General features: G+C 50.4%; 24 protein-coding genes. 13 read left to right on the top strand and 11 right to left on the bottom strand.

All coding sequences use genetic code 11. The annotated features are described in order from the left end of the window. Positions 1-23 precede the first annotated feature (23 nt). The 3 genes from AC5JO6_RS02045 to AC5JO6_RS02035 all read right to left on the bottom strand — a co-directional run bounded on the left by AC5JO6_RS02045 (position 24) and on the right by AC5JO6_RS02035 (position 3,391). Positions 24-680 carry an HAD-IA family hydrolase gene (locus tag AC5JO6_RS02045; RefSeq protein WP_496079369.1) on the bottom strand — a complete coding sequence of 219 codons (657 nt, stop codon included), beginning with the start codon at positions 678-680 and terminating at the stop codon, positions 24-26. A 167-nt stretch (positions 681-847) separates the two neighbouring features. Next, entirely contained in the window at positions 848-1,699 is an 852-nt protein-coding gene (locus AC5JO6_RS02040; RefSeq protein WP_496079368.1) for a pentapeptide repeat-containing protein, read from the bottom strand. Between the two features lie 489 nt (positions 1,700-2,188). Then, positions 2,189-3,391 carry an NAD(P)/FAD-dependent oxidoreductase gene (locus tag AC5JO6_RS02035; RefSeq protein WP_496079367.1) on the bottom strand — a complete coding sequence of 401 codons (1,203 nt, stop codon included), beginning with the start codon at positions 3,389-3,391 and terminating at the stop codon, positions 2,189-2,191. 258 nt (positions 3,392-3,649) lie between these two features. On the opposite strand from AC5JO6_RS02035, the gene AC5JO6_RS02030 reads away from it, so the two are divergent. After that, positions 3,650-3,886: a hypothetical protein gene (locus AC5JO6_RS02030; protein ID WP_496079366.1), complete on the top strand. Its 237-nt coding sequence runs from the start codon at positions 3,650-3,652 to the stop codon at positions 3,884-3,886. Between the two features lie 52 nt (positions 3,887-3,938). Here AC5JO6_RS02030 and AC5JO6_RS02025 read toward each other — a convergent pair whose 3' ends face one another. After that, the gene (locus AC5JO6_RS02025; RefSeq protein ID WP_496079365.1) at positions 3,939-5,645 is read right to left on the bottom strand and encodes a phospholipase D-like domain-containing protein; all 1,707 of its coding nucleotides are present in this window, start codon (positions 5,643-5,645) and stop codon (positions 3,939-3,941) included. A 473-nt stretch (positions 5,646-6,118) separates the two neighbouring features. Then, positions 6,119-6,247, bottom strand: coding sequence for a hypothetical protein (locus tag AC5JO6_RS02020; protein WP_496079364.1), 129 nt, complete (start codon positions 6,245-6,247; stop codon positions 6,119-6,121). A gap of 43 nt (positions 6,248-6,290) precedes the next feature. On the opposite strand from AC5JO6_RS02020, the gene plsX reads away from it, so the two are divergent. From plsX to AC5JO6_RS01985, 7 genes are all read left to right on the top strand, one after another. Next, on the top strand, positions 6,291-7,337 hold the full coding sequence (gene plsX / locus AC5JO6_RS02015) for a phosphate acyltransferase PlsX (RefSeq protein WP_496079363.1): 1,047 nt from the start codon (positions 6,291-6,293) through the stop codon (positions 7,335-7,337). A gap of 50 nt (positions 7,338-7,387) precedes the next feature. Further along, positions 7,388-8,392: a beta-ketoacyl-ACP synthase III gene (locus AC5JO6_RS02010; RefSeq protein ID WP_496079362.1), complete on the top strand. Its 1,005-nt coding sequence runs from the start codon at positions 7,388-7,390 to the stop codon at positions 8,390-8,392. Between the two features lie 103 nt (positions 8,393-8,495). Continuing rightward, positions 8,496-9,377: an ACP S-malonyltransferase gene (gene fabD, locus AC5JO6_RS02005; protein ID WP_496079361.1), complete on the top strand. Its 882-nt coding sequence runs from the start codon at positions 8,496-8,498 to the stop codon at positions 9,375-9,377. Between the two features lie 71 nt (positions 9,378-9,448). Continuing rightward, positions 9,449-10,087, top strand: a complete 639-nt coding sequence (locus AC5JO6_RS02000) for a lysophospholipid acyltransferase family protein (RefSeq protein WP_496079360.1) — start codon at positions 9,449-9,451, stop codon at positions 10,085-10,087. Between the two features lie 110 nt (positions 10,088-10,197). Next, on the top strand, positions 10,198-10,491 hold the full coding sequence (locus tag AC5JO6_RS01995; RefSeq protein WP_496079359.1) for a DUF2288 domain-containing protein: 294 nt from the start codon (positions 10,198-10,200) through the stop codon (positions 10,489-10,491). Between the two features lie 162 nt (positions 10,492-10,653). Then, positions 10,654-11,319, top strand: a complete 666-nt coding sequence (locus tag AC5JO6_RS01990) for a helix-turn-helix transcriptional regulator (protein WP_496079358.1) — start codon at positions 10,654-10,656, stop codon at positions 11,317-11,319. Between the two features lie 127 nt (positions 11,320-11,446). Further along, positions 11,447-12,031 (top strand): sugar O-acetyltransferase, encoded by a 585-nt coding sequence (locus AC5JO6_RS01985; RefSeq protein WP_496079357.1) that lies wholly within the window; start codon positions 11,447-11,449, stop codon positions 12,029-12,031. Positions 12,032-12,103: 72 nt separating this feature from the next. On the opposite strand, the gene AC5JO6_RS01980 is transcribed toward AC5JO6_RS01985, so the two are convergent. Continuing rightward, positions 12,104-12,805: an SH3 domain-containing protein gene (locus tag AC5JO6_RS01980; RefSeq protein WP_496079356.1), complete on the bottom strand. Its 702-nt coding sequence runs from the start codon at positions 12,803-12,805 to the stop codon at positions 12,104-12,106. A 119-nt stretch (positions 12,806-12,924) separates the two neighbouring features. Here AC5JO6_RS01980 and cobA point away from each other — a divergent pair, with 119 nt between their 5' ends. Further along, a complete protein-coding gene (gene cobA / locus AC5JO6_RS01975; protein WP_496079355.1) occupies positions 12,925-14,517 on the top strand; it encodes a uroporphyrinogen-III C-methyltransferase in 1,593 nt (530 codons plus the stop codon). Positions 14,518-14,688: 171 nt separating this feature from the next. Beyond that, the gene (locus AC5JO6_RS01970; RefSeq protein ID WP_496079354.1) at positions 14,689-15,138 is read left to right on the top strand and encodes a hypothetical protein; all 450 of its coding nucleotides are present in this window, start codon (positions 14,689-14,691) and stop codon (positions 15,136-15,138) included. Positions 15,139-15,522: 384 nt separating this feature from the next. On the opposite strand, the gene AC5JO6_RS01965 is transcribed toward AC5JO6_RS01970, so the two are convergent. The 4 genes from AC5JO6_RS01965 to AC5JO6_RS01950 all read right to left on the bottom strand — a co-directional run bounded on the left by AC5JO6_RS01965 (position 15,523) and on the right by AC5JO6_RS01950 (position 22,842). Next, positions 15,523-17,271 carry an ArnT family glycosyltransferase gene (locus tag AC5JO6_RS01965; RefSeq protein ID WP_496079353.1) on the bottom strand — a complete coding sequence of 583 codons (1,749 nt, stop codon included), beginning with the start codon at positions 17,269-17,271 and terminating at the stop codon, positions 15,523-15,525. Positions 17,272-17,390: 119 nt separating this feature from the next. Next, the gene (locus AC5JO6_RS01960) at positions 17,391-18,653 is read right to left on the bottom strand and encodes a glycosyltransferase (protein ID WP_496079352.1); all 1,263 of its coding nucleotides are present in this window, start codon (positions 18,651-18,653) and stop codon (positions 17,391-17,393) included. Positions 18,654-19,235: 582 nt separating this feature from the next. Continuing rightward, entirely contained in the window at positions 19,236-21,035 is a 1,800-nt protein-coding gene (aspS, locus tag AC5JO6_RS01955; RefSeq protein ID WP_496079351.1) for an aspartate--tRNA ligase, read from the bottom strand. Positions 21,036-21,336: 301 nt separating this feature from the next. Continuing rightward, positions 21,337-22,842 (bottom strand): site-2 protease family protein, encoded by a 1,506-nt coding sequence (locus AC5JO6_RS01950; protein ID WP_496079350.1) that lies wholly within the window; start codon positions 22,840-22,842, stop codon positions 21,337-21,339. A 278-nt stretch (positions 22,843-23,120) separates the two neighbouring features. On the opposite strand from AC5JO6_RS01950, the gene AC5JO6_RS01945 reads away from it, so the two are divergent. Further along, a complete protein-coding gene (locus AC5JO6_RS01945) occupies positions 23,121-23,843 on the top strand; it encodes an MBL fold metallo-hydrolase (protein ID WP_496079349.1) in 723 nt (240 codons plus the stop codon). Between the two features lie 251 nt (positions 23,844-24,094). Then, positions 24,095-24,535 (top strand): hypothetical protein, encoded by a 441-nt coding sequence (locus AC5JO6_RS01940; RefSeq protein ID WP_496079348.1) that lies wholly within the window; start codon positions 24,095-24,097, stop codon positions 24,533-24,535. A gap of 139 nt (positions 24,536-24,674) precedes the next feature. On the opposite strand, the gene AC5JO6_RS01935 is transcribed toward AC5JO6_RS01940, so the two are convergent. Then, entirely contained in the window at positions 24,675-25,505 is an 831-nt protein-coding gene (locus tag AC5JO6_RS01935; protein WP_496079347.1) for a sulfurtransferase, read from the bottom strand. 134 nt (positions 25,506-25,639) lie between these two features. Between AC5JO6_RS01935 and AC5JO6_RS01930 the strand changes: the two genes are divergently transcribed. Further along, complete coding sequence (locus AC5JO6_RS01930) at positions 25,640-26,482, top strand: M48 family metalloprotease (RefSeq protein ID WP_496079346.1); 843 nt, start codon at positions 25,640-25,642, stop codon at positions 26,480-26,482. Positions 26,483-26,642 lie beyond the last annotated feature (160 nt).

The following is a 26,642-nucleotide window of genomic DNA, read 5'->3' as shown; positions in this document are numbered from 1 at the left end:
CTTTACTACCCTACACCCAAAATCTACTTTCGCCGCAGCCAGATCCCACGCATTCCGACCGCTTTTGCTGCCTGGTAATCTTCCTCAAAGCTGTCGCCAATGTGCCATGCCGCAGTGGGCAAGCAAGCGTGTTTTTGAAGGGCGATCGCAAAAATTTGAGGATCAGGCTTGGCTGCACCGACCTCAGTTGAAATAGTGACAGACGTGAAAAATGTGGCTAAGTCAAGAGCCTGTAGCACTGAGTAAAGCCGCGAATCAAAGTTCGATAGAATCCCTAAAGTCTCACCCATCTGTTGCCAGCGCTCTAATGCAGGTCGCACGTCGGGATACACAACCCACGGTGCCGCTGTCGCAAAGTGGGCATACAGTTCAGCAAAAAACGCGGCAAAGTCTGGAAATTGCTCCCAAACGCCGACTTGCTTGAACGTGTCAGTGGCGATCGCCAGCCACCATGCAAACTCCCGCGCCGGAATCTCTGCGCGATCGACAGTCCCAAAGGCAGGCATTCCTGCCGATCGAAAACTTTGAAAAAACGATCGATTCAGTGCGGTTGCTGAAACCTCAACCCCAAAACGCTGCGCCACTTCAGCGTAAACTTCGCCCACACTACCCTTCACACCAAACAGTGTACCGACCGCATCAAGAAAAATGACTTGAGGACGTTTTGTGGGTTCACGCACACGCTTACACTTTATAGATAAGGCTCAAAGCTCACTCAAACGATACTATAGCAATCCCAAATCAGTTGGGAGCGGCACCGAATCATTGAGCGGTCAGCCACCAGCTTTTCTCGAACCGCTGACCGCTGATCGCTGACTGCTAAGAGCTGATTCGCTATAGTTGCTCTTTAACCAGTGGTTAAGTGATCTGGCATGACGACACCGCGTAGATTGGCTCCCAGCAAACTGGTTTCGGTCAGGTTGGTTTCGGTCAAATTTGTACCACGCAAATCAGTACCACTCAGTGTTGCACCATTCAGAATCGTACCCGTTAGTTTTGCCATCGAGAGGTTAGCTTCATTCAGGTTTACCCCACTGAGGTCAGCATCGGTCAAGTCAGCACCGCGCAGATCGGCACCGCGTAGCTTGGCATTGGTGAAGTTAGCTCCGGTAAGGTTCGCACTGCTCAATTCTGCCTCACTCAAAATAGCATCTTGCAGGTTTGCCCCCACTAGAATCGTCCAGCTTAAATTGGCACCACTCAAATTCGCCTCACGCAAATCACCGCTCAAGATTGCCTGACAAAGATAGGCACCGCGCAAGTTTGCCGCTCGCAGATCAATATCGACTAATTTTGCCGCACAGAGATTTGCACCCCAAAGGTGGGCACTGTTCAAGTCTGCTTCGCTCAGATTGACTGAATTCAGGTTTGCTTTGTTTAGAATTGCCTGTATCAAACATGCCCTTCGCAGATCTGCCCCAGTCAGGTTAGCTTCGGTTAAATTCGCACCCTGCAAATCGGCACCGCGCAAATCGACACCCCAAAGGTTGGCTCCGGTCAGATCTGCCTCAGCTAGATTCGTCCCATCCATGCAGGCTTCGCGCAGCACAATCCCACGCAAGTTTGCCCCTCTTAGGTCAGCTTGGCTCAGGTCGATGCCCCTCAAACTGGCTTTACTGAGGTTGACTCCCCAAAGGCTAACCTGGCTAAAATCTCTTTCTCCTGCGGCATAACGCTTCAGGAGTTCACTCGCACGCATCTAGCTACCCTCGATACTCTGGTATGTGCCCCTGGCTCTATGGAATCAATACGTGTGCTGTCTAAAACCTGCCCAATGCTTATCTCGCCCGTCACTGAACTGGCGTTGCAGTGGTGGCGATCGTCACGACAGTACTGGTGTAAACATTGCCGTTAGATGGTTTAAGACATTGATGAAGAACATCTATTTAAGCGACTCCAAACATTTTATGACTGGCATGACTATCCCCACCTCTGGCAACAGTCCGGCAAGCTTAAGTAGGTAACCACAGTTAATTGTGAGGGAGGGGTTTGGGAGCGTTGCCCCCAGGCAGGGGGTTTCACCCCCTCCACTCCCAAAATCATCTTTAGTTTAATTGCGCCCAGCCACTTAAATGACGAGCGTATGTTTGCCTAAACAGATGGATAGAGGAGAGATTGCTTCAGTCAGTATGCCCGCAATAGAGAATCAACTCTCTAAGTCAGCCTTAATTGTGAAGCGCCAATTCAGCTATGAGTTGACCGCCCCGATCGCGTCACGCAACGGTTGGGCAATCCAGTTCAGCCCAACGCGCACCTGATGCTCCAGGGTTGGCATCCGGTAAAGGTAAGCAAGTCGCCGTGCGACATAAGCAAAGGGGCCGTCTAGCTTGAGTCCGAAGCCCGTCAACGTGGCGTTGTCAGTGCCTAGCGCCATCATTTCACCGAGGTGCTGGTAGCGAAAGGGCAAGAGGGGGCGATCGGTCAGCGAAGCCCAAAGATTCCAACCCACATATTCAGACTGTTGAAAGGCTGCTTGGGCAGTAGCGGGTACCTGCTGCCCGTCTGCGTCTTTGCAATCAACCAGGTCGCCTAGCGAGAAGACATCTGGGTATTCAATTGCTTGCAGGGTTGATGTCACCACCACCTGTCCTCGTGCGTTTGTCTTAAGCGGCAGGTCATTGACGACCCTGGCAACGCGAGTACCCACTGTCCACAGCACCAGATCGACTGGGATCGTGTCCACGTTACCTTTATACGTCAGAGCGATCGTGTCAGAGGCGATCGCGTCGACTCCAGTTTCTAAGTCGATCCATACGCCGCGCGCATCTAAGGCTTTTGTTGCTGCTGCACGGTTAAAGTCAGCAGACGTTCTGAGGATTTCATCGGCTTGTTCAACCAGGCGAATGCGTCCCCGGTTTTGCAGCCGATCGGCAAGCTTACACGCTAGTTCTACGCCTGCATAGCCAGCACCGACGATCGCCACTCGAATCTTGTCTGCGTCGGACTCTTCTAACCGCCGCAGACGTTCTTCCAAGCGATAGGCATCGGCAATGGAGCGGAATGGTAGCGCGTGGTCGGCTGTTCCTGGTACAAGGTCAAGGGGCGTTTCGCCACCAAGGCTCAGCACGAGGCGATCGAACGCTAACGTGACCCCATCCTGAAGCTGCACGTGCTTGGCTGGCAAATCAATACCCGTCACAGTGCCTTGATGAAAGCGTACGCCTGTGCCTGCCAGCAATTCTTCAAACGGTGGTGCAATCTCCCAGGTTTGCAGCTCACCCGTCATCAGTTCATACAGCAATGGCGAGAAGAGAAAGCGATCGCTGCGATCGACCAGGATAATTTCTGGCTTCTCGTGCTTTGCCCAAGGCAACTGGCTGAGGCGCAGAGCCGTGTAGAGACCACCAAAGCCTCCACCAAGAATGCAAATACGAGCAGGCTGTTGAGTCATAGCGTCTGATGGCACGGTGGGTTGCTACTGGCTGTTCCCCTTTAGGATAACAATTGCATTCTCTTCGCGCTTGACGCAGGCACGACGTTTAATAAGAGCACGATTCATTGGCTGAGGTAAAACTGTAAATCCACGCGCATACGTGCAATTGTGAAGCACATCCACTACTTTAAGAAGTTATGACTTCCGTGGTTCAACGCTGGTGAAATAGAGGTTGCTCTGCGATTGTGGATGTATTGTGCGTCTATCATTAGCTATATGTTTGTACGTCAACTCACGATCGGCTTTTCCTTACTAGCGCTAATTCTATCCTTTGCCAGTCCTGCGGAAGCGGGCAGAGAGGGCGTTCCAGGTCGTCGCGTGGGCGGCGGCACACGCTGGACGGCACCGCGAATCAAACAGCCACCCTCCATGCGAGGCAAATTGAGCGCTATGGCGTTTGCTTCTAGAACCCACTTACCGATCGCTCTGAAGCTTAAAGTACTCTACGGCTAAGTCATTTTTGCGCCAGCACGCTTTACCGTTCCTCAATGTCCCTGAATAGTCATCACCAGGTCACTTTCGTTTCTAGTCGCTTGAGAAGTTTAGGACCCACGCCAGAAATCCGATCAAGATCGTCTAGAGACGCAATGGGTTGTTGCTGACGGGCAGCAATAATGCGCTTTGCAAGCGCTGCGCTGACACCAGGCAAGGCATCCAGTTCGGCTTGAGTTGCTGTATTGAGGTTGACTTGCGGCTTGCCTGGTTTGCGATGGGCAGAAGACGTAGCTGGCTTGGCAAGTGGGCGATCGTGCACCACACTCTTACGATTAGCGGGTGCGGGTGCGTTCGGTTGCTGTGATTGGCATTGCTGCCGCTGCGCATTCACCTTTTTTTGCACAGCGGGGGGAATGCCCAAAATCGCGTTTGTGTAGAGTCGTTCAAACTCTCGTTGGTAATGGGCAGCGACGATCGAGCTATGCACAACCAGAACCGTCTCGTCGTTGCCTGTGTTGGCAGCATCCGTCCAATTGTGCGACCCAGTGATGACCGTTTCTTGATCGACAATGCCGAATTTGTTGTGCAGCAAGTCACCAGGGGGAAGACGGGGCACACCAACGGTCGTGATTGGGTTTTGCCAGGGGCGATTAGCGACTTCCTGCTTGCAGCCATCGGCAAGGGCAATGCCCAGCATATCAAGCGCTTCACTATAGGAACGATACGCGAAGCCAGGTTCGATTAACGCCCGTACTTCAACACCGTTTTGATGAACGGTCTCTAACAAATTCACCAGTTTTTGCTCAGAGAAAACAAACAGTGCCATGTCAACCGATTTTTTGGCACTACTCAGCGTTTTGCCAATTAAGCCGTTGCTGCTACGTTCCCAGGGTATAGAAAGGCGAGTTGGCGAAAACTGCACTTCAACGGTGGTCGAGCCAATCGTGACCGATCGTGCTGGCTGAAACGGTTTTTTAACACCAAACTTGCTGTTTCGCTTTCCACCCGGTCCGTCGCCCCACATCACATTAAACTGCTGCGTAAAGAGCGTTGCCAGTTCTGGACTGCTGATTTCCAGCATGTTGTTGGCATTGCCACGACTGGCGGGCGATTTAAAATCGCCGTGAACGTCGCTTGTGGTGAAGTTCGCCGAGGTGACAATGAGAGTGCGCCCATCGACGACCACAAATTTGTGATGCATGAGAGCACTGCCAGCGGAACCATCTGCCGTATCGTCTAGGCGGGGAATTTTCGCACGATCGAGCACCACTAATGCATCCCCTTGCTCGATCTCCTCCTGGCTCAGTTGCCCATCACCGTTGCGATCGACCAGTTGGCGAAATTCGTTGTACCGACCGCGATCGCGCTCTGGCTGTTTGGCAATCTCTTCCGGTGTAAACGTGCTAAATGGTCGTGAGTAGGTGTTTTCTAAAACGACCCGCACTTTTACGCCTGCTGTCTGTCGTTCGACCAGCGCTGCCGCAATTTTGGGTAGACGGAGTTCCTGTACGGCAACATCGACGGTTGTGTGGGCAGCAGCGATCGCATCAACAATTTTTTGTTCTAAATCATCGCCGTCTCGCATCTGTTTGCGGTAAGGCTCGGCATAGCGCGAAGCGGGTTCGTGGTTGGTGTAGACCCGGATCAAATCATCCTGTGGTAGCGGAGCAGGACGAAGCGGCTGAGAGTATCCCCGTTGACAGGCAGATAAACTTAGAGCCAGTAGGATAACCAGAGAGGAGTGAAGATGGCGATGAGAATGCACTGCTGAACACATAAGAGCGCGATAGAGCGAACTTGGTTAAAAATACTTTTCTTGGATAAAAGAGTGCCCATTCATCAGCCTGGAAACACAAATCTTCCTCAACTTCCCAGCCAAAGCGCATACAGGATAAATACTCTAACAGGGATACATATAATTCGTTAGCGTATCGATCGCCACGCCGTTGAACCAGAACGCAGTAACACTCGTCTTTAATAGTGAGACAGGTGCTGCGACTGCTGCCTATCGCCTTAAGGTGTAGCGTCCACTGAACGTAGAGTTCTCACTGTGGGGGGATTTGATCCATACCCAAACTTTCTAGATTTGACTTATCATAATCTTCGCTTTGTATACTCAATAACCCACTCGCACATATGCAACTAGGACGCTCAGAACTCGTCAAAACGCTTGAGGCTGGTGCTTTCGCTCTCACGTTGATTTTACTTGCATTGGCTCAGACTCCAGCCGCGTCGAGTAGCTTTGGTCTTTTAGCCGATACGGTGTCGCTTTCTAATCATCGCTAAGCCGATCATCAAGACACGATCGAACGTCATTGCCTGACGTGTTACCGTCCACAGCAGGCGACATTGGGTTGATTTGGATTCTTGAAGAAGCATAACCATCTGGTAGAATTGCTAAGGTTTATACTAATTTTGACCAATGGGATCGACGCAGGCGCGGATTGCGATTGATGCAATGGGTGGGGATCATGCTCCGGCTGAGATTGTTGCTGGAGCACTTCGAGCACAAGAAGAGTTGGGTGTCAAGGTTTTGTTAGTCGGTGAGCCAGAGGCGGTTAGCGCTGCAATCAGGCAACATACTAACGCTTCACCGCTCGAAATTATTCCGGCTGAGGGCGCGATCGAAATGGGCGAAGAGCCTCTGAGCGCATTGCGCCGTAAGCCCAAAGCATCCATCAATGTAGCAATGGATTTAGTGAAACAAAAGCAGGCGGATGCGGTTGTTTCGGCAGGACACTCTGGTGCAGTCATGGCAGCGGCATTATTGCGTTTGGGTCGCCTGCGGGGGATTGATCGCCCTGCGATCGGCGCTGTTTTGCCTACCTTGATTGCAGGCAAGCCTGTCATCATCCTGGATGTTGGCGCAAATGTTGACTGCCGCCCAAAATTTTTAGAACAGTTCGCCTTTATGGGCACTGTCTACTCTCAGTACGTTTTAGGCATTACAAATCCAAAAGTGGGGCTGCTCAATATTGGCGAAGAATCCAGTAAGGGTAACGAGCTAGCGCTGCGAACCCATCAACTGCTTGAGAAAAACCCACAAATCCCCTTCGTGGGGAACGCTGAAGGACGGGACGTGCTTTCAGGCAACTTTGATGTCATCGTGTGTGATGGCTTTGTGGGTAATGTGCTGCTCAAGTTTGCGGAAGCGGTCGGTGAGGTCGCGCTGCAAATTTTACGAGAAGAGCTGCCTCAGGGCATTCGCGGTAAGATTGGCACCTCAGTGCTAAAGCCAAATCTAAGACGCATTAAGCAGCGGATGGATCACGCGGAGCATGGAGGCGGTCTGCTGTTAGGTGTGGATGGCGTTTGTATCATCAGTCACGGTAGCTCGCAGGCTCCCACTATTTTTAACGCAGTGCGCCTTGCCAGGGAAGCGATCGACAACCGAGTGCTCGATCGGATTCAGTCTCGCTATCAAGAGAACAATCAAACACCAGCAGTGAGCGGTCAGCAAGACGGTTAGTGTGCTAAGCGGTTGGCACACGGGTGAAGCCTGAAAGCGATGGATAGAGCATGAACTTACAACAATCAGGAATAGGCGTTGCAATTACGGGGAGCGGTTCGGCAGCACCCATGACAGCCCTGAACAATGAAGGGTTAAGCCAGCTTGTTGAAACCTCGGACGAGTGGATTGCTGCTCGGACAGGGATTCGGCAACGCAGACTGGCAACCCCAGCCGAATCGGTTGCCACGATCGCCACTCAAGCGGCACAAGGCGCGATCGCGATGGCAGGGCTGTCGCCAATGGATTTAGACCTGATCATTCTGGCAACCTCAACGGCTGATGATCTGTTTGGTAGCGCCAGCCAGATTCAAGCGGAGTTAGGCGCACAAAAAGCAGTGGCGTTTGACTTAACAGCAGCTTGCTCTGGTTTTGTGTTTGGCTTAGTGACAGCAGCTCAATTTATTCGTACAGGCGCTTATCAAAACATTCTGCTGATTGGAGCAGATGTGTTGTCGCGGTGGGTGGACTGGAGCGATCGCCGAACGTGCATTCTCTTTGGTGATGGTGCGGGAGCAGTTGTCATTCAAGCAAATGAGCACGATCGACTCCTCGGCTTTGAGCTTCGCAGCGACGGCACCCAGAATCAATGCTTGAACCTGGCGTATCAGCCTCAGCCTAAAGAGTTGGTCGATGGCGTAACGATCGGGCAAGGCAGTTTCCAGCCCATCACGATGAATGGGCAAGAAGTCTATCGTTTCGCCATTCGCCGCGTACCAGAAGTCATTAAAAAGGCGCTCTTTCGTGCCAACCTGAGTGTGGAAGCTATCGACTGGCTGCTGCTCCATCAAGCAAATCAGCGCATTCTGGATGCTGTGGGCGATCGACTCAACATTCCACCCGCTAAAATCATCAGCAATCTTGCTAAATACGGTAATACCTCTGCTGCCTCGATTCCCTTAGCGCTGGACGAAGAAATCCGCCAGGGAACGATCAAAGCTGGAGACACGATCGTCACCTGTGGCTTCGGAGCCGGACTTACCTGGGGCGCAGCCATTTTTCAATGGGGACGGTAGGGAGTTAAGCGTTTTAAGTCTTGAGTTCTGAGTTAATTCTGACTTCTGACTCCTCACTCCTGATCCCTCTCCAACAACTAACAACCAACAACGAACAACTCTAATGAAGACTGCATGGGTGTTTCCTGGACAAGGCTCACAAGCGATCGGGATGGGTACAGACCTCTTTGCTCTACCAGACGCGAAGGCGAAATTTGAGCAGGCAGAGCACATTCTGGGCTGGTCGATCGCCGACATTTGCCAGCATCCAGAGGATAAAATTTCTCGCACGGTCTATACGCAGCCGTGTTTGTATGTCGTCGAAAGCATTCTGGCAGACCTGGTGCGATCGCGGGGGCACCAACCCGATTTTGTGGCGGGTCATAGTTTAGGCGAATATGTGGCGCTGTACGTGGCTGGTGTTTTCGACTTTGAAACAGGGCTGAGGTTGGTTAAACAACGCGCCGAGCTGATGGATCAAGCCTCGGATGGCATGATGGCAGCACTACTTGGCTTTGATCAGGCACAGCTAGAGCAACAGTTGCAGCAAACGCCTGATGTTGTCCTTGCAAACGATAATAATGCGGGGCAAGTGGTGATCTCCGGTACGCCGACTGCGGTTGAAACTGTACTGAGTCAGGTCAAAGCAAAACGGGCAATGAAGCTGAACGTCAGCGGAGCCTTCCACTCACCGTTGATGGCACCCGCAGCGACAGAATTTCAAACGGCATTGAACGAGATAACCTTCAACACTGCTCAAATCCCTGTGCTCTCGAACTTTGATCCGGTTCCCAGTACAGATGCGGCAGTACTCAAAACACGTCTCAGCCAGCAAATGACAGGCAGCGTCCGCTGGCGAGAAATTTCGTTGCGCCTCCCAGAAGAGAGCGTGAGCCGTGTCGTTGAAATTGGTCCCGGTAAAGTGCTGACGGGTCTAATCAAGCGCACATGCCCAAGTCTGGTGTTGGAGAACATCAGCAGTGTGGCAGAATTACCGCAGCTATAAAAGTTGTTGGTTGTTAGTTATTAGTGGATAGAAACAAGCAATTGACAGCTAATCGTTCACAACCAATTACTATGCCGAGAACTCGTGAACCGTTTGCCAGCCTTTTGCTCTATCACTTGTTTAAGTGGTCGATCGTGAGTCCTGGTTTACATCTTTACTTTCGGGGACGGATTTATGGCGCAGAAAATGTGCCCAAAATGGGACCACTTGTTGTGGTAAGCAATCATGCCAGCGATTTTGATCCGCCGCTGTTGTCTTGCTGTGTAGGTCGTCCAGTGGCATACATGGCAAAGGAAGAACTGTTTCGGGTGCCTGTGTTGAAGCAGGCGATCGCGCTCTATGGTGCCTATCCCGTCAAGCGGGGTTCTGCCGATCGCAGTGCCCTCCGAGCCGCAATGGGCTTTTTGGAGCAAAACTGGGCAGCAGGCGTATTTCTCACGGGCACACGCACACCCGATGGTAAGGTGGCTGATCCCAAACTGGGTGCGGCATGGCTCGCGGCTAAAACCCAGGCTCCGTTATTACCCGTAAGCTTATGGGGTACTCATGCTATTTTCCGCAAAGGTTCTGCGGCTCCCCGTTCCGTGCCTTTGACAATTCGGATTGGTGAAGTCATTGCGCCACCAAAAGCGGGCGATCGTGGCGCACTAGAAACCGTGACCCAACAATGCGCGGATGCTATCAATGCGCTGCACGATTTAGGGCGGTGATGCGCTGGGGAGCCGTCAGCCATCAGCCTTCAGCGTGAAATTTAAAGCTGAAAGCTGAAAGCTGAAAGCTAAAAGCTAAACAACGTTTACAAAGCAAATTGGACTGATCTATGAGCGATTTAAGAGCAGAACTGGCGGAAGCGCTGGCAGAGGCAGAATGGGACTGGCTTGCCCCTCATGCCCGTCGAGATACGCTCATTGTGGTGGAGTTGGGGCTGGATGTGGTGGATGTGGCTGTAGCGATCGCCAACGACGATACAGCGCGAGTCCAACCCTGGATCGAGGAAAACCTGATCCATAAGCCCTTTCCAACTCAACTATCAGACTGGAACCTGAACCAATCTACACGCTTCAATGCGCTTATCGTGCAACCGTATGTGTTGATTCAGGAAATGTCTGGTTAAGCCTAGCGATCTTCAACATCCGCTCCAGTAGCTTATTATGCCGCGTTTGAGATGAGAGCTTCAACTACTCCAAGCGATCCCACAGACATTTTTGTCAAGCTATGCTTGACGTTTTATTTTGCAGTGATGTAAAGTAATACTTGACGGTGAGCGGGCGATCCTATGAAAAACCGACTGAAAGAACTTCGACAACGGCATCAATGGTCACAATCTGACCTCGCCAGAGCATTAGGAGTGAGTCGTCAGGCGGTCAATGGGTTTGAATCTGGTAAGTTTGACCCCAGCCTAGACATGGCTTTTAAACTTGCCAGTCTGTTTAACGTCGCAATCGAAGACGTTTTCATTTATGAGGCAAAGCAATCGATGCAGACATTAGTTGAGCGAGTCAAAAATTTCTTTGGCTTTGAGTTCGGGTTTGAGCGGTTCAATGAGAAAGCAATCAATGCAGTCAATTTTGCTCGAAATGAGGCAGCACGCTTACAGAACTTCCAAGTTGAACCAGAGCATCTGCTGGCTGGCTTGTTGGCTGATCCAACCACAACCGCGGCTCGTTTACTTCGAGCTAACGGTGTGTCGCAAGACATTGAAACCAATGAACATTCGTTTGAATCCCGCGAAAATCTCGAATTCAGTCCGCAAGGTAAGTTCGTTCTAGAGCTTGCTTTGCAAATCGTTCGACTTCAGGGTAAGAAGTCGATCGGGACTGAACATCTCTTGTGGGGTTTAGTGCGGCTGTCTGAAACAGATAAGACTGTTTTGAGTGACGTGTTCCAAAATTACGAGCTTAATCGTGAAGCCCTGAACAACCAACTAGAAGAAGCAGTTTAATTCAAATCAAAACTGATTGAGCCTACCAAATGTCCGGGATCTTGGTAGATTGTTTTGTTCTTACCTCACAAGTAATTTTCAAGTCACTGCCTCCATTGAGCACCCAGCGGTATAGCAAGGTCTTATTATGAACGACACACTTAGAACCGAAAAGCAAAAGATGTTGGCAGGGGAACTTTACCTTGCCAAAGATGCTGAGTTAGATGCGGAGAGTAAACGAGCATTGCGTCTCTTGCGGCTCTACAACCAGACAACGGAAACGGAACAAGACAAGCGTACACAACTATTAGAAGCGCTGTTTGATGCCGTGGGCGAGAAGCCGCAAATCGTGCCGCCCTTTCACTGCGACTATGGTAGCCACATTACGGTGGGCGATCGCTTTTACATGAACTATGGCGGCGTAATTCTCGACTGCAATAAGGTACACATTGGCAATGATGTCCTGTGTGCGCCCTATGTACAGATTTACGCCGCGTATCATCCCACTGATCCCACCGTGCGACTAACGGGGCGCGAACTGGCAGCACCGATTCGCATTGGCAATAATGTTTGGATTGGGGGTGGTGCGATTATCTGTCCCGGTGTGACGATCGGTGATAACACTACTATTGGAGCCGGAAGCGTGGTTACAAAAGATATTCCCGCGAATGTGGTGGCAGTGGGCAATCCCTGTCGTGTGCTTCGATCGGTAGAAACTTCAGCATCCGGTTAGAAGTTTGGCTATCAGCGTAGAGCTATCAGCTATCAGCGTAGAGCTTACTCCTGCCTTCTGCCTTCTGCCTCCTTAACGACCATTTTGCCGCTGAATCGCTATTTTAACGATCGGGGCTAACTTCGCACGCCAAAACCGATTATCTGGAACGGTTTGCACTTTGAGCAGGACATCTTGCCAGCGGCTTTGCGTGATTGCTTGCTGCATTTCCGCAAAGGTTGTTTCTGCGGTTTTCCAGTCGCGCTGCCATTGGTTGACGGCACCTTTGGCAGGCTGATATGCCGCACTGCTAGCGGGGATCGTTTGTGTCAGGGCGATCGCAGCCTTAAGATCACCTGACTGATAGCGTTCGGTTGCCTGTGCCAGTACCTGCATCCCGCTATCGTTACTATGCGGTAGATTAGCGTTTGCTTGTGCCGTTGCCGGAACACAGCTTGTCACCGTTAAATCTTGATACACCCAGCCGTCTAGAGGCTGATTGATTCTCAGCCAACCTTCGTTGCGATCAACGACTACCAGGCGAGTACCATTACGCACTGTACCCACGACATTATCAGGTGCTACGACCGGGCTGGAGCGTACATTTAGCGGCGGTGAGGGATCAGTCGCGATCGTATTGCAGATTGTATGAGGAGCTTTTGCGGTGCGTAATGCCTGTAACCCTTCTACCAGCGATGGCTTGAAGTGCAATGTCGCAGCAGTCATACTTGCGGCAGTGATAAAAATTGCTGCGCCCAGCCCAATTTGCAGGGCAGGCTTGTGAACTGTAGTCATCCTGTAAATCCTGTGAAGATGCGCCCGATCGTGAAGATTGCATCCAGGCTAACTGACCATCTACAAAATGGGTTCGGTAGTTTTCCATTTTTTTTAGCCAATTTTTTTGAGGATACGCCATGCCTAGTCAAACAGGGATAGTCTATCTCGTTGGATCTGGACCGGGTGATCTGGCGTATCTTACCGTGCAGGCACAACAACTGCTGATGGAGGCAGAGGTCTTGGTGTATGACGCGCTTGTGGACAGCGCCTTGCTCCAGCTCGTGCCGAAGGCATGCTTATTGCTCAATGTTGGCAAACGTGGCGGCAAACCCAGTATGCTACAAGCAGACATCAATGCGCTGCTGGTGCATCACTGTTTGCAAAGGCAACAGGTTGTGCGGCTAAAGAGCGGTGACCCCTTTATCTTTGGTCGTTGTCAGGCTGAAATAGAGGCATTGACAGCAGCAAACTGTCCATTTGAGGTCGTGCCTGGGCTTTCTTCGGCGCTGGCAGCGCCCCTGTTGGCAGGTATTCCCTTAACCGATCCCGTCTTGAGTCGATGTTTTACTGTTCTCAGTAGTCACGATCCTGACGGGCTTGACTGGCAGGTACTGGCGCAAATCGATACTCTGGTTGTCCTCATGGGTGGGCAACACCTGCCTGAACTGTTGCGGCAGCTACAAGCGCACGGGCGATCGCCCCAAACGCCGATCGCGATCATCCGCTGGGCAAGTCGTCCGCACCAGCAAGTTTGGGCAGGGACGCTGTCTACCATCCTGCAACAGGTTGCAACCGAAGCGCTTTCCCCCTGTGTGATTGTCATCGGCGAAGTGGTAGGGCTACGTTCTTACCTTCAACCCCGTTCCTCTTTACTTTCTTCGACTGTGCTTACTACATCCGATTCAACTGCCGATACAACCCTACCCTTTACTGGCAAGACGGTGCTGGTCACGCGATCGGCAAACCAGTCTGGTCAATTTACAGCACGGCTTCAGCGTGATGGAGCAACGGTGGTCGAAATGCCCGCGCTTGAAATTGTGCCCCCTTCGAGCTGGCAAGCGCTAGATGACGCACTGGCTCGGCTGGCAGATTTTGACTGGTTGCTGCTGACCTCTGGTAACAGTGTTGACTACTTCTTTGAGCGCCTGGCAACTCAGATTCGTGACGTGCGTGCGCTGGCAGCAGTCAAAATTGCTGTCGTTGGCGACAAAACAGCACAGAAGCTAGAGCAACGTGGCTTGAAACCCGACTTTGTACCACCAGAATTTATCGCTGATTCGCTAGCGGCGCATTTTCCAGGGTCGTTGAGTGGAGCCAGCATTCTCTTTCCAAGAGTCGAGAGTGGTGGGCGGGATGTATTGGTGAAAGATTTTGTCAGCCGAGGTGCTGTGGTAACGGAAGTGGCTGCGTATCAATCGCTTTGCCCAGAGACGATCGCGCCCGACGCTCTAACCGCTTTGCAAACCCGCACGGTGGACGTAATCACCTTTGCCAGTGCCAAAACCGTCAAACACTTTTGTCAACTTTTGGAGCAGTCACAGAACGATAACACCTGGCAGGAGTGGCTTGATGGGCTGTGCATTGCGTCGATCGGACCGCAAACCACAAAGGCGTGTACGAGCTTGCTGGGTCGCGTTGATGCCGAGGCACAAGAATATACCCTGGAAGGCTTGGTGCAGGCGATCGCGCAATGGTTCGATCCCGCTGCCAAATCTGACGACAACCGCTGATGAGCATTAGGCGTTCAATTCGGTACGCGTTTTCATACAGGGCTAGTTTATTTCTAATCCTCTTCTCATGCAGGCTGTTTAAGAGCGCCGTAGCATTGATTTTAGTAGAGGTGATTAGCAAACTAAACCAACGAAGAAAACCTATTCATTGAATAGCTTAAGGAGATTCCGATGAGAAAACTTGCTTACGGTGTTTTGTCTGGCTTCATTATTCTAACGACTACAATACCCGTCATCGCTGGAACGCCGACTGTTACGGTTGCCCAATCCAACTCGAACCTTGAGCGAATGTATCGGGAGCAGCGAGTCTTTGCTGACGAAATGAAGACAATGATGGCGCAAATGAAACGGATGATGGCTGAGATGAAAGTGCTCACGTCTGCGCCAGATGGACAGACTCCAACGATCGCTGATTTGTACAAGCAGCAACAGGTTTTGATCGCGCGGATGGAGACGTTGACAAACCCGACGAAGCTAGAGACTCTCCTGCCGAGAAAGAATGCAGCGACCACACAAGAGGTGTATCAACAGCAAGTGGCAATGATGGCTGAGATGAAAACCATGATGGCTGAAATGAAAACCATGATGGAATTGTATCGCGGTCGGGGTGGACGCTCCTAAGCGGTAAAGGCGATCGCGCGATTGACGTTTCAAACACAATTCCTGATTGATGTACAAAAGAGGCAGCGATCGAATATTTTACTGCATCGATCGCTGTCTTTTTGTCTTTGCCTTTATCGATCTATGACTGCAACTAGGCGCGATCGTCGCTCTCATCGCTCGTTCTTAGGCTCCCTACCCTTGCTTTATCAGTGACACATCGCAGTGACAATATCGCTTACATGTAGCTTAACGGTGTTGCCGCAAACGATCCCTATGAATCGCAGATAGAAAGTTGGATAATCGCTTCCACTGTTTATTGCTGATGTCTGGTGGCTAAGATCGTTTTATTGCTCGCTTCTCTTTTCTAAAAACAACAAGTGCTTTCACTATGTTCAGAGGGTATTATGCTGATTCTTTGCGTAAAACAGAAATAGTTTCCGGTCCAAAAGGAAGCCATCTTCCAGTTTGATAACGCTTCAATTCCTCGTAGCCAGCTAAGTTACCAAAAGCAATCATATAATCATCTCTGTCAACGTACCACCAGCTTTTATCAGGTCTTTTAGGGTCTTTCATAAAGTTGATTGCGTAAGTATTCTTCGGATCATACAGATACCAGCCGTTAAACTCGTAGCCACCGTCTATGTAGTTTGGTGATACTTTGGAATCACGCATTAACGCATTTAATGCCTGCCAGCGCACTCGATTTAATGACAAGTAATCATGGGTCGCTCCGACAGTAAAGCCTCCGCAAATTAGTATTATTAGTAAAGCTACAGGAAATATTTTTTTGTGAATGAAGTGTGGTTGGTCAATCATTGGTTTAGAGCCGACAACAAGCATTAACAGCAGCGGTATTAGCATCAAAAGATAGCGATCGAAGTAAGTACTAATTCCAAAAGGCAAATAATAGAACAGTATTGTTAAGACAACTAAAACTTTCAACCACTGTGGACTAACTGATTCGTCTTTTTTAGGTTGCTTGAAGATATGTCTTGTAGCGGTCAGTAAATAGTAAATCAGAAACGCTGCACTAATAACGGCTACAACTGTCAAGGCTCCCCAAACATAAGTCAAAATCGCTGGAGTGAATGCACGGCTACTAATTACAGCGTCGCCATCGTGAAGCGTTAATGGTCCAAGACCAAAATCCATTAAGGTATTTCCCTTGAACGGCATGATCATTGGGCGATTTTTCGCAAGTCTAGCAAGCATCACAATTAAAATACTTGGAATAGAAAGAAAGATTAATCTCTTTTCTGTCGAGGATGATGCTCTAAATTTTGTCAAAAATATAGGAATAATTAAAGGCGATATAAACAACCCTACATAAACCAGGGCAATCAAGGTGCTATCGAGCAAATAAACTATAGTTCCTATATTTGCAGATGAGATAATATTAACAAAGCCTCTAGACTGTAAGTTAAAGTTAGGCGATGTTCGATCGGTCAACTCCAGCCAATTTTGATAAATGAACTGTAGCAAAATGCTAGATAGCGTTGGAATGGACGCTACGATAACATTTGTTCTGCTCAACTTTTTCTTAAATAGATATGCACATCCAAAAGCTATAGGGATTATTATTCCATTTTGACGAATTAAAAGACTTAAGCAGGCTAGTAAAGTACCAAGAGTAATGTCAACTTTTCGATCGCTTCTCAGCCCTCTGATGAAAAAATAGAGGGACATAGCAGCTACTGCGAAAAAAGGAACATCAGTCATGAAAGTATTAGAGAGTCCAAAATAGATTGGGTTTAGCGCGACTAAAAGAGCGCCAAAAAGCGAAATTAGGCGACTTGCCCTTACTTCTCTTAAAAGTCCATAAGTCGCTATTACTCCTATTAAGCCCAAGACTAAAGTGGAGATCCGCAAGGCAGAAAACGAGAAGCCAAAAGGTAAGCAAAACAATGCTCCCCAGAAAGCTTGCGCCACTAAGTTTGCAGATGTGTTTCCGCCCGAAAGGGTAAAATTACCTTCTTCAATAATCGATTTTACGGCTCGCCCATAGACCCAATCGTCGTTAATAGGAAAGTCACCTAAAGGGTTAACAAGGATTGACATAACAATCCACACCAAAATAATAAGCAAGACATTAGCACTATCAGTTTTAGCGAACTGACTACTTCTCTTCCAAGAAAGTGTGGCTTGTTTCATAAACTATTTTGTGATTAACTAAATTTTCAAAAATCCTGGAGTGCTGTTAGAACAACAACCGCTAATCGTTATAAGTAGCTAAGCAAACCACTGTCAGAGAACTAGTCTCTATTTAACTTTTACTTGGTTTCGGTTACACGCCAGCTCAGTTTGAGATTAATCCAAAAGTTCCAGATTGTCACAGCGGCAATGGCAAGGAAATTTGCTATGTAGGCATTCAGATGCAATCCATTAAAAAGAGCATTTAAGAGCAAAATCTTTAGAATCAGCCCCATCAAACAAACAATGTTGAACTTCGCCAAGCGTTTGATCACCTTACGCCATTGCGGTTGTTTCTTTGAAAGATCTCCAAATGTCCAACGATCGTTCCAGAAGAAGTTGTTGATAATTGCAAGTTCCGCCGCAAGAATAGCACTGCGAGTCAACCCTAAGCCTAAGATATCGTAGAGTAGATATAAGGAACCCATATCAACAATGAGTCCACTGAAGCCAACTAAGATGAAGCGGCTAAAGCGACCGATTGGAAAGTCAATCTTTTGCCTTACTCGACCAAGCCGCCCTGTGGAAAAGCGCAGTCGCAACAGATGGTGAATATATTCCTTGTATTGCTTCCAGGTGACTTTACTTTCGCCCTCTTCACGCTCCTGAAAGACGTAACCAACTTCAGCAATTTGCTCGATCGCTCCACGACCCAGCACTTCAATGAGAATTTTGTAACCTAGAGGATTCAAAAGTTTTCCAGCGATCGCGCGTCGCCGTAGCATGAAGTAGCCGCTCATGGGATCTGAAACTCGACTGATGGCTCTTGGTAGAATCACCAAGCCCAGCATCTGTGCACCACGGGAGAGAAAGCGCCTAATAATACTCCAATCACTGACTCCACCTTCTTCAACGTGACGGCTAGCGACAGCTAAATCTGCTCCTTGATCAAGTTCTGATAGCAGTTTCAATAATACTTCTGGAGGATGCTGAAGATCCCCATCAATGACTCCTAAAAACTCTCCTCTAGCAGCCTGCCAACCTCGAATCACTGCTGTTGAAAGTCCCCGTTCTGTTTGACGGCGCATAACGTGCAGGTGCGGGTATTCCTGCATGAGTGCTTGAGCGAGTTCCCAGGTTCGATCGGGGCTATCGTCATCGACAACAATAAGTTCATAGTGATGAGGTAGTGCCTGATCCAAAAGGTTAGATAGAATGCGAACGATCTTTTCGATGTTTCCACTCTCGTTGTAAGTAGGAACTATCAACGAAAGATGAATAGACGTAGATGAAGGAACACCGCTATCACTGCCATCTACAGGTTGAACATCCAACGGAAGTCGGGAGATCTGAAGGGGCTTAGAGGGAACAGGAAGGAGTGAACCGTTTCTTATCGTGACCATACAACCAAGTCGCTAAGTGTAATTAAACTAAAGCTTACTTCGGGTTAGAAGGAGTGACAGTCCCCATCTAAGGGCAAGACTTTCTCCGCCATCCCACAGGTAATTGTGACTGTCTGCTGAGGTGCCTTAACGTTTTAGTCCCGATTTCGCAGTTAGTTTTAACATGACCGACTCACGCTTGACTCATCGAGTACATTGTGGTTGTCAGCCACTCATTGGCGCTAGTGTTTCTACGGAAGTTTGCAGAAAGTTCATATGATCGCTGTGAAGGTCATGGTGATCACGCTTTCAGCAGCGGCAACTGCATCTTCAAAATCTGAAAACGAGCTTGCTGACGCTTCTCATACCATTTAAAGAGCGAACATGGCAGATGGAAACGGGGTGCAGGGGTTCTAACCCCTGGCTGGGGGCGAAGCCCCCACACCCCCATCTGCAACCCTTATTTTTTAAATTGGTATCAAATGACTGCATCAGTGACAGCGGCTTACCCGCATTTCGACAGTGATGTTGAAATGACCTGACTTTAAGCAATTTCTCAGTGCTGTCGTCGCAAAAGTAAAACAAACTTGTAACAGTAGAGGATTAATTTTGTGGCGCTGGCTTCGGTGTGTGTGTGGAAGCAACGTGGAGTTCCTTTAGTTGTTTGCCATCCACACCAGACGGTGCGCCCGTGAGCAAACAACGAGCCTGCTGCGTCTTAGGGAAGGCGATCGCGTCGCGGATAGATTCTTCGCCTGTGAGCAGCATTGTCCAGCGATCGAGTCCATACGCGATGCCGCCGTGAGGGGGTGCGCCGTACTCGAATGCTTCGAGCAAGAAGCCGAATTTGTTTTTCGCGTCTTCTTCAGACAAGCCGATGAGTTCAAACACCTGTGCCTGAATGTCAGGTTGATGAATCCGCACGCTGCCGCCACCGACTTCAAAGCCGTTGTAGACGAGATCGTATGCCTGAGCGCGAGCGGTTTTGAGGTCGTGCAAATCGTCGAGATGGGGCGCAGTGAACGGATGATGGAGCGCTTCGAGTCGCTTTTCGTCAGCGTTCCACTCAAACATGGGAAAGTCTGTGACCCACAGCAGGTTAATTTGATCGGGATCGATCAGATTCAGTTCACGTGCAAGGACTTGACGCAGGCGATCGAGCGTTTTATTCACCGTTGCGGTGTCTCCCGCGCCAAACAGCAGCAGATGTCCGGCTTTGGCACCCGTGCGGCTGAGTAGCTCTTGCTTTTGGGCATCGGTGAGGTTGTCTTTGATGGCACCGATCGTGTCGATTTCGCCATCGTCGCGCACGCGAATATATGCCAAGCCTCGCGCACCTGCTTCAGCGGCTTCTTTGAACAAATCGCCACCGGGCTTAATGCGTACATTGGAGATCAGATCGTTGCCACCGGGAATGGAAAGGATTTTGACGGTGCCACCTTTGGCTACCGTGTCCGCAAAGACTTTAAAGCCGGAGTCTTGCACAATGTCTGAGACGTTAACCAGTTCCAATTCGTAGCGAGTATCGGGTTTGTCACAACCGTAGCGATCCATCGCCTCGGCATAGGTGAGTCGCGGGAATGGTCGGGGAATCTCGATGCCCTTCAGCGTTTTGAACAGATGACAAACTAAACCTTCGTTCAGGTTGAGAATCTCTTCTTGCGACATGAAGCTCATTTCCATGTCTAGCTGCGTAAATTCGGGCTGACGCTCGGCTCTCAGATCTTCATCCCGAAAGCAACGGGCAATTTGATAATAGCGATCGCATCCCGCCACCATGAGCAATTGCTTGAACAACTGCGGTGATTGGGGCAGCGCGTACCATTCGCCTGCATTCACTCGTGACGGGACGAGGTAATCACGTGCGCCTTCGGGGGTCGATCGTGTCAGAATCGGCGTTTCAACTTCGATGAAGCTTTCCGTATCTTCGAGATAGCGACGAATGGTTTTGTTCAGCGCATGTCTGAGCTGTAAGTTTTGGCTCATGCGTTCGCGTCGCAGGTCGAGATAGCGGTATTTGAGGCGCAATTCTTCGCGCACCGTTTCGGTTTCAGCGGTCGATACCTGAAAGGGGAGTTGCTTGCGAACGGCATTGAGAATGTCGATGCGATCGGCGTAGATTTCGACCTCACCTGTGCCCAAACGTGGATTCAGCGAGTCATCGGGACGCTTCGTTACACGACCGGAGACCTGCACCACATATTCGTTTCGCAAATCGCCTGCCTGTTGATAGGAGCCAGGAGTGCGCTCTGGATCGCTAACGATTTGGATGATGCCACTGCGATCGCGCAGATCGATGAAAATCACGCCGCCATGATCACGACGGCGATCGACCCATCCACATAATGTAACTGTCTCTCCAATGTGTTCGGCTCGGAGTTGACCACAGTAATGGGTTCGCATGGCGGGTAGAAGTCTGCTGACGTGAGGAATATAGGTTTAGTCTAACGATTGACACTGGCGATGAATTCGCTACCGCGATCGTGGCGTAAGCATTAAAAACCTTCCTATTATGCCGCATCTGAGCCGCGCTGCGTTAGCGGTGATGCAACCAGGCATTTAAGGCTTCTAACGTTACTAGGGCGCGTCATCAATTAGCTCCAAAACCTTGCGGTATCAGCCTGATCGCGCCCGCCCCAACACACCAGGCTAGGGGCTAGAACCCTTGCTGCAAGTCATGTGTAGTTGTCATTGATGACAGCCCCTAGAGATTGAGCAATTTTTCTAACGCGGTTGGCATGGGCAGGATGATGATGATCAGCAACCCTAGCGCCAGAATGCCCCACAGGTCACGACGATTGTCTAACTCTGTCACATCATTCAGCGCGGGTTCGTCGGTAGCAGGCATCAGAAACAGGAGAATTGCCCAGACTAGCAAATGTGGTTGCACAAGCGAGAGTGCCAGCAGCAGCAAGCGAGAAATCTGTCCGATCGCGGTGCCTGCCCGTTGCCCAAACATGGCATGAACAATATGACCGCCATCCAGTTGACCCACAGGCATCAGATTAAAGGCGGTCACCACAATGCCCAGGCAACTCGCTAATGCAACCGGATGAAGATTGATGCCTTGACCAGCGGTCAGCGCATTACCCAGGGCTAATTTGCTCAATAGCGCTAACAGCATTGAGAAACTGGGGTCAAGTGCCTGAAAGTTGAATGCTTCCAGTTTCTCTGGCAGACGTACCACTTCTGAATGCGCCAAGCCCCACAAAAGCAGCGGCAGTGCCACTACAAAACCCGCGATCGGTCCCGCAATACCCACATCGAATAAAGCACGACGATTGGGAATGGGCGATCGAAGCTGGATAAAGGCACCAAACGTACCGAACGGAAACAGCGGAATCGGGATCACCGGGATGAAATACGGCAACGTTGCCTGGATTTTGTAGCGACGAGCGGTCAGGTAATGCCCCAGTTCATGAATGCCTAAAATCGTCATTAACGTCAGCGCATAGGGCAAACCCGTCACCAGTGTTGCTGGCGAAAGCTGTACCGCTTTTTTGCCCAAATCTAGCCATGCCAGCGTAGTTGTGAAAAAAGTAGCGACGAACAAGCCGATCGCTAGAAAGGGACGTGTGAGCGTTTCCTTGCGTTTTTTACCAGCAGGCAATGAGGCATCAGCCGCAATATTCTGCGATCGTGGGTTTGGCACCAGCACAAAGAACGGCTTTTGGTTTACACCTTCCTGAAACACGACGTAGAAGCGATCGCCGAAGACTTCCGCCACATTCTCTTGAATCGTGTGGTAGGCGACTTCTGGTTTGCTCCGCAGTTGCCCACGACAAATCACGGCTTGCGGACGATACTCCACGTTTTGCAAGTAGTAGATTGCCCAGGGAAAACAATTTTGCAGGCTCGTTTCTTCTGCTTTATCGATCGGTCGAGGGCTGCTGGGAATCGTGACCGCCTCTTTTGTCATCGTGGCTGGCTGCTCTTGCCCCTCTGCTGCGGCTGAATTGACAGGCGGCGGCGAGATACGATTCCGCTGAATTAAGAACCAATACAGCAGCAAGCAAACAGCCGACAAAATGAGGATGGTCTCCGTTGGCATCGGTTTCCCCTTTGCCAATACCCAACCGCTCGACACAATCGCTGGAGCCATCGCCACAAGCCATAGCAGCCAGACGGGCGATCGCGTGACACTAGCCGCCCGTTGCACGATAAAGTAAGTGATTAGTCCCAGCAGGAACAGCAAAATTAACGGATTCATGCGCCTAGTCTCGTCGGGCTGGAAGAACGTACTGCCTGAAACAATGCTAACGGTCTGAGGTTAAAAGCCAATAGACAAGAATGCGATCATACCTATAGCAATCCTAAAGGAGTTATGTGTATAAAGAAGCGTCAACTGTCAGACATAGCCGACGATCGGTAGCCAAAAAACAAATGCTGCTGCTTTCAAGTGTGACAAGTTTTATACCCAGTTTCTTGCTTAAATGACTCGTTCGATCGCGATTTCTACAACGGTTTCCTTTAGTCCTCTCTTAACCAGTGTCTTCAGATTCACCCTACACCGCTGCACCCAACCTGCCTCAGCCGTCTACCAACCAAACCGTTTCTGCCCCTAAACAGCCCCGGTTGCTGTTACACCAACCGGGCGATCGATCAACCATTTTTGCCTTCCCACCCAATCGAGAAACATTGGGTGGAACTGCCTATCTTATTGTAGAAGCGGTCAATATTCTAGTGGACTGTCCTGCGTGGAATGATGTCACGCGAGACTTTTTGCACGCGCAGGGAGGTGTCCACACGCTCTTTCTTACGCATCGCGGCGGTATTGGTCAAGCCCGCCAGCTTCAACAAGCCTTTGGCTGTCAGCTTTTGCTGCAAGAGCAGGAAGCCTATCTGTTGCCAGGGCTACCTGTCACCCCCTTTGGACAGGCATTTACATTAACGCCCCAAAGCCGCATCCTGTGGACACCCGGTCACTCTCCCGGTTCCGCCTGCCTCTATCACAGCAACTATGGTGGCGTATTATTTTCTGGTCGCCATCTGCTGCCCAGTCCTCAAGGCAATCTGCTGCCCCTCAAAACATCCAAAACCTTCCATTGGCGTAGACAACTCAACAGCGTGCAGAAGCTTGTATCAGAGTTCCAGCCAGACACCCTGCAAGTCGTCTGTCCCGGTGCCAACATTGGTTTTCTGCGCGGTCGATCGCTCGTTGACAATGCGTATGAGAAGCTGAAGGCGATCGATCTGGGGAGTGGGGAGTAGGGAGTAGGGAGTAGGGAGTGGCAGGGGGGAGAACTTAACTCAGCACTTAAAGCTTCAACTTCAAAACGTCTTCTGCTCCCCTTGCTTCCCCTGCTCCCCCTGCTTCCCCTGCTTCCCCTTGCTTCCCCTGCTCCCCCTGCTTCCCCTGCTTCCCCTTGCTCCCCCTGCTCCCCCTGCTTCCTCACCACCTCTCTAGAAATTCTCCCTCCAGTCCGTTAAACTCACTACCATCGCATAAGGAGTCGTTGCTGATGACCCACGACGTAAGCCAGTGGTTGACTGAGATTAAAACGTTGCGGCAGCAGTTAGCCGATGCCCAGCAGGAACGGGAGCAGGCGTATGCTAGTGCTGCTAATTGGCAGCGGCTTTACGAAACAGAAGCACAACAACGACGGAGTGAAGCAGCCTTGACGCGTCAGACGATCGCTGAGCTGAAGCAAGACATCCAGCAGCTTAAAGGGTCTGTACCGACTGAAGGGAACGCACCTATCGATGTGGCAATCATTCGAGCCGAAGTCGAAAAGCTCCAAACGATCGCCGAACTGCAAGAAACGCTCATTGCAGCATTCGCTGAGCGCGATCGTCTTGCTCAGGCACTCAAAGCGGAGCAAACGAACCATGCCCAAACGCGTAAAGGCTTAACGACAGCTCTGGGAGATGCGATCGATATGCTCTCGAAGGAGAAAGGCTAAAGACAAACTGGCTATCAGCTATCAGCTATCAGCTATCAGCTATCAGCTATCAGCTATCAGCTCTTCGACATATGCTGACCGCTGAGCGCTGACTGCTGACCGCTAACCCAACGCGTAAATTTACTCTTTAACGAGTCTTTCATTCTTTCTCATACGAGCACCAATCGCTCCAACTGCCAGCGTAAAGCTTGCCTGTTTGAATGCCAGCCAGTTCTAACGACAGCAAATTGACGCAAGCAGTGACACCCGAACCGCAGTACACAAAAATCTCTTGAGCCGATCGCAGCGTTTCCCATCGTTCGCCTTGCGCCTCAATTGAACGAACGTAGCCGTCTGCACCTGTGACTGTTTGCCAGGGGTAATTGACCGCTCCGGGAATGTGTCCTGCGATCGGGTCAATGGGTTCACGTTCGCCTCGGTAGCGTTCTGCTTCACGTGAATCGACTAAAACGACTCCAGGCAGATCTTTTTGTGCTTTCACCTGTTCCATAGTCACAACCTGATCAGGACGCGATCGCGGCACAAAGGCTCCAGTTTTGGGTACAGGAACCGTTTGTGTCACGGCATAACCAGCCGCGTTCCAACCTGCAAAGCCGCCATCTAACACGGCAACGCGATCGTGCCCCAGATAGCGCAGAAGCCACCAAAGCCGCGATGCAAACGCTAGACGCGAGTCATCATAGGCAACGACTAGCGTTGGCTCATCCAGCGTTGAATCAACTCCCATCGCTGTGAGGCGGCTCGACAGTTGAGCCATATCTGGTAGCGGATGCCGCCCGCCATGCTCACCAACAGGGCTAGAAAGATCCTGGTTCAAGTCCAGATAAAAGGCTCCTGGAATGTGACCTGCCTGATATTGCTCACGCCCTAATGTTGGTTGCATCAGTGAGAAACGGCAGTCGGCGATCGCCACCTGTGGATCGTCAAGATGATCATGAAGCCATGCTGCTGACACTACTGGAGGAAGCATGAGTATCGTTTGAAGTTTAGACCTAAACTCTAAACCCTGGAGGTGAGGCGATTCAAGTCTAGTGCTCATGCAACCATCAGGCTCCGCTATTCTTTAGACAGATGGTTCCGTTTGCGTCACTAGAGGCTACGACTGTGAGGTCACTCATTCGGCTGAGTATTGCCCTTCTCGTCATCCTGTTGGGGTTGGTAACCTACTGTGGCAATACAGTAGAAAACCCTGTTACGGGTGAACAACAGCAAGTGCAGCTTTCACCGCAACAGGAGATTAGTTTAGGGCTACAGGCACGGCAGCAGATGGTGACCCAGTATGGTGGCTTTTACCCAGACAAGCTGTTGCAGCAGTACATTGACCGCGTTGGGAAGCAAGTAGTGGCGCGATCGATCGCGTCTAAATCCCCCTATCCCTTTGAATTTTACCTGCTGCGGGATGATCGGACAGTGAATGCCTTCGCCCTCCCAGGTGGGCAAGTTTTTGTGACGATCGCTTTACTAAAACGTCTCACCTCAGAAGCGCAATTAGCCGCAGTTTTAAGTCATGAAGTGGGGCATGTGGTAGCACGTCATGGTGCCGAACATTTAACCAAACAGCCATTCAGTCAGCAATTACTGACTGCTGTTAGCACCACTTCTAATAGTGGTTTCAGTGCTGATCCGGCAAATGTGCTGACACAGGCAGTCAAGCAACTCATTGGTCTGCGCTATGGACGTGACGATGAATTAGAGAGCGATCGGCTGGGTTTGCGCTTCATGACCGAAGCTGGCTACGATCCACAGGGCATTATCCAACTGATGCAACGACTCAACGCCTCTCGTCAGAGTGGGCAACCGCTAGCCTTCTTCAGCACTCACCCCAGCCCAGACAATCGCGTCAAACGACTGCAAACACTGATCACTCAGACATATCCGCAAGGCATTCCCCGCAGTTTGAAGGACAACCGTGAGACCTTCGCTCAGATTGTGCAAACACGACTTTGAGAAGGGGACGTAAGGAGCGCGCCCTGTGTGTTAAAGAGTTTGGCGTGGGATGCTTTGAGTGGAGTGCTTCGAGTTTATTAGGGTTAGTGGCTAGGGTTAAAACGTCACGTTTTCTACTGAAAGGTTAGTCGTGCATCTTCAGAGGTTCACGGTTCAAGCT

The sequence above is a fragment of the Tildeniella sp. genome, assembly GCF_059505325.1.
The sequence above is the reverse complement of the archived record's forward strand: the minus strand, read 5'-3'. Positions and strand labels throughout refer to the sequence as shown.

What these genes read in the sequence shown, in the direction of transcription:
- AC5JO6_RS02040 (WP_496079368.1), bottom strand. Translation starts at nt 1,699, where the DNA reads ATGCGTGCGAGTGAACTCCTGAAGCGTTATGCCGCAGGAGAAAGAGAT.
- AC5JO6_RS02035 (WP_496079367.1), bottom strand. Translation starts at nt 3,391, where the DNA reads ATGACTCAACAGCCTGCTCGTATTTGCATTCTTGGTGGAGGCTTTGGT.
- AC5JO6_RS02030 (WP_496079366.1), top strand. Translation starts at nt 3,650, where the DNA reads ATGTTTGTACGTCAACTCACGATCGGCTTTTCCTTACTAGCGCTAATT.
- AC5JO6_RS02025 (WP_496079365.1), bottom strand. Translation starts at nt 5,645, where the DNA reads ATGTGTTCAGCAGTGCATTCTCATCGCCATCTTCACTCCTCTCTGGTT.
- AC5JO6_RS02020 (WP_496079364.1), bottom strand. Translation starts at nt 6,247, where the DNA reads ATGCTTCTTCAAGAATCCAAATCAACCCAATGTCGCCTGCTGTGGACG.
- plsX (WP_496079363.1), top strand. Translation starts at nt 6,291, where the DNA reads ATGGGATCGACGCAGGCGCGGATTGCGATTGATGCAATGGGTGGGGAT.
- AC5JO6_RS02010 (WP_496079362.1), top strand. Translation starts at nt 7,388, where the DNA reads ATGAACTTACAACAATCAGGAATAGGCGTTGCAATTACGGGGAGCGGT.
- fabD (WP_496079361.1), top strand. Translation starts at nt 8,496, where the DNA reads ATGAAGACTGCATGGGTGTTTCCTGGACAAGGCTCACAAGCGATCGGG.
- AC5JO6_RS02000 (WP_496079360.1), top strand. Translation starts at nt 9,449, where the DNA reads ATGCCGAGAACTCGTGAACCGTTTGCCAGCCTTTTGCTCTATCACTTG.
- AC5JO6_RS01995 (WP_496079359.1), top strand. Translation starts at nt 10,198, where the DNA reads ATGAGCGATTTAAGAGCAGAACTGGCGGAAGCGCTGGCAGAGGCAGAA.
- AC5JO6_RS01990 (WP_496079358.1), top strand. Translation starts at nt 10,654, where the DNA reads ATGAAAAACCGACTGAAAGAACTTCGACAACGGCATCAATGGTCACAA.
- AC5JO6_RS01985 (WP_496079357.1), top strand. Translation starts at nt 11,447, where the DNA reads ATGAACGACACACTTAGAACCGAAAAGCAAAAGATGTTGGCAGGGGAA.
- AC5JO6_RS01980 (WP_496079356.1), bottom strand. Translation starts at nt 12,805, where the DNA reads ATGACTACAGTTCACAAGCCTGCCCTGCAAATTGGGCTGGGCGCAGCA.
- cobA (WP_496079355.1), top strand. Translation starts at nt 12,925, where the DNA reads ATGCCTAGTCAAACAGGGATAGTCTATCTCGTTGGATCTGGACCGGGT.
- AC5JO6_RS01970 (WP_496079354.1), top strand. Translation starts at nt 14,689, where the DNA reads ATGAGAAAACTTGCTTACGGTGTTTTGTCTGGCTTCATTATTCTAACG.
- AC5JO6_RS01965 (WP_496079353.1), bottom strand. Translation starts at nt 17,271, where the DNA reads ATGAAACAAGCCACACTTTCTTGGAAGAGAAGTAGTCAGTTCGCTAAA.
- AC5JO6_RS01960 (WP_496079352.1), bottom strand. Translation starts at nt 18,653, where the DNA reads ATGGTCACGATAAGAAACGGTTCACTCCTTCCTGTTCCCTCTAAGCCC.
- aspS (WP_496079351.1), bottom strand. Translation starts at nt 21,035, where the DNA reads ATGCGAACCCATTACTGTGGTCAACTCCGAGCCGAACACATTGGAGAG.
- AC5JO6_RS01950 (WP_496079350.1), bottom strand. Translation starts at nt 22,842, where the DNA reads ATGAATCCGTTAATTTTGCTGTTCCTGCTGGGACTAATCACTTACTTT.
- AC5JO6_RS01940 (WP_496079348.1), top strand. Translation starts at nt 24,095, where the DNA reads ATGACCCACGACGTAAGCCAGTGGTTGACTGAGATTAAAACGTTGCGG.
- AC5JO6_RS01935 (WP_496079347.1), bottom strand. Translation starts at nt 25,505, where the DNA reads ATGCTTCCTCCAGTAGTGTCAGCAGCATGGCTTCATGATCATCTTGAC.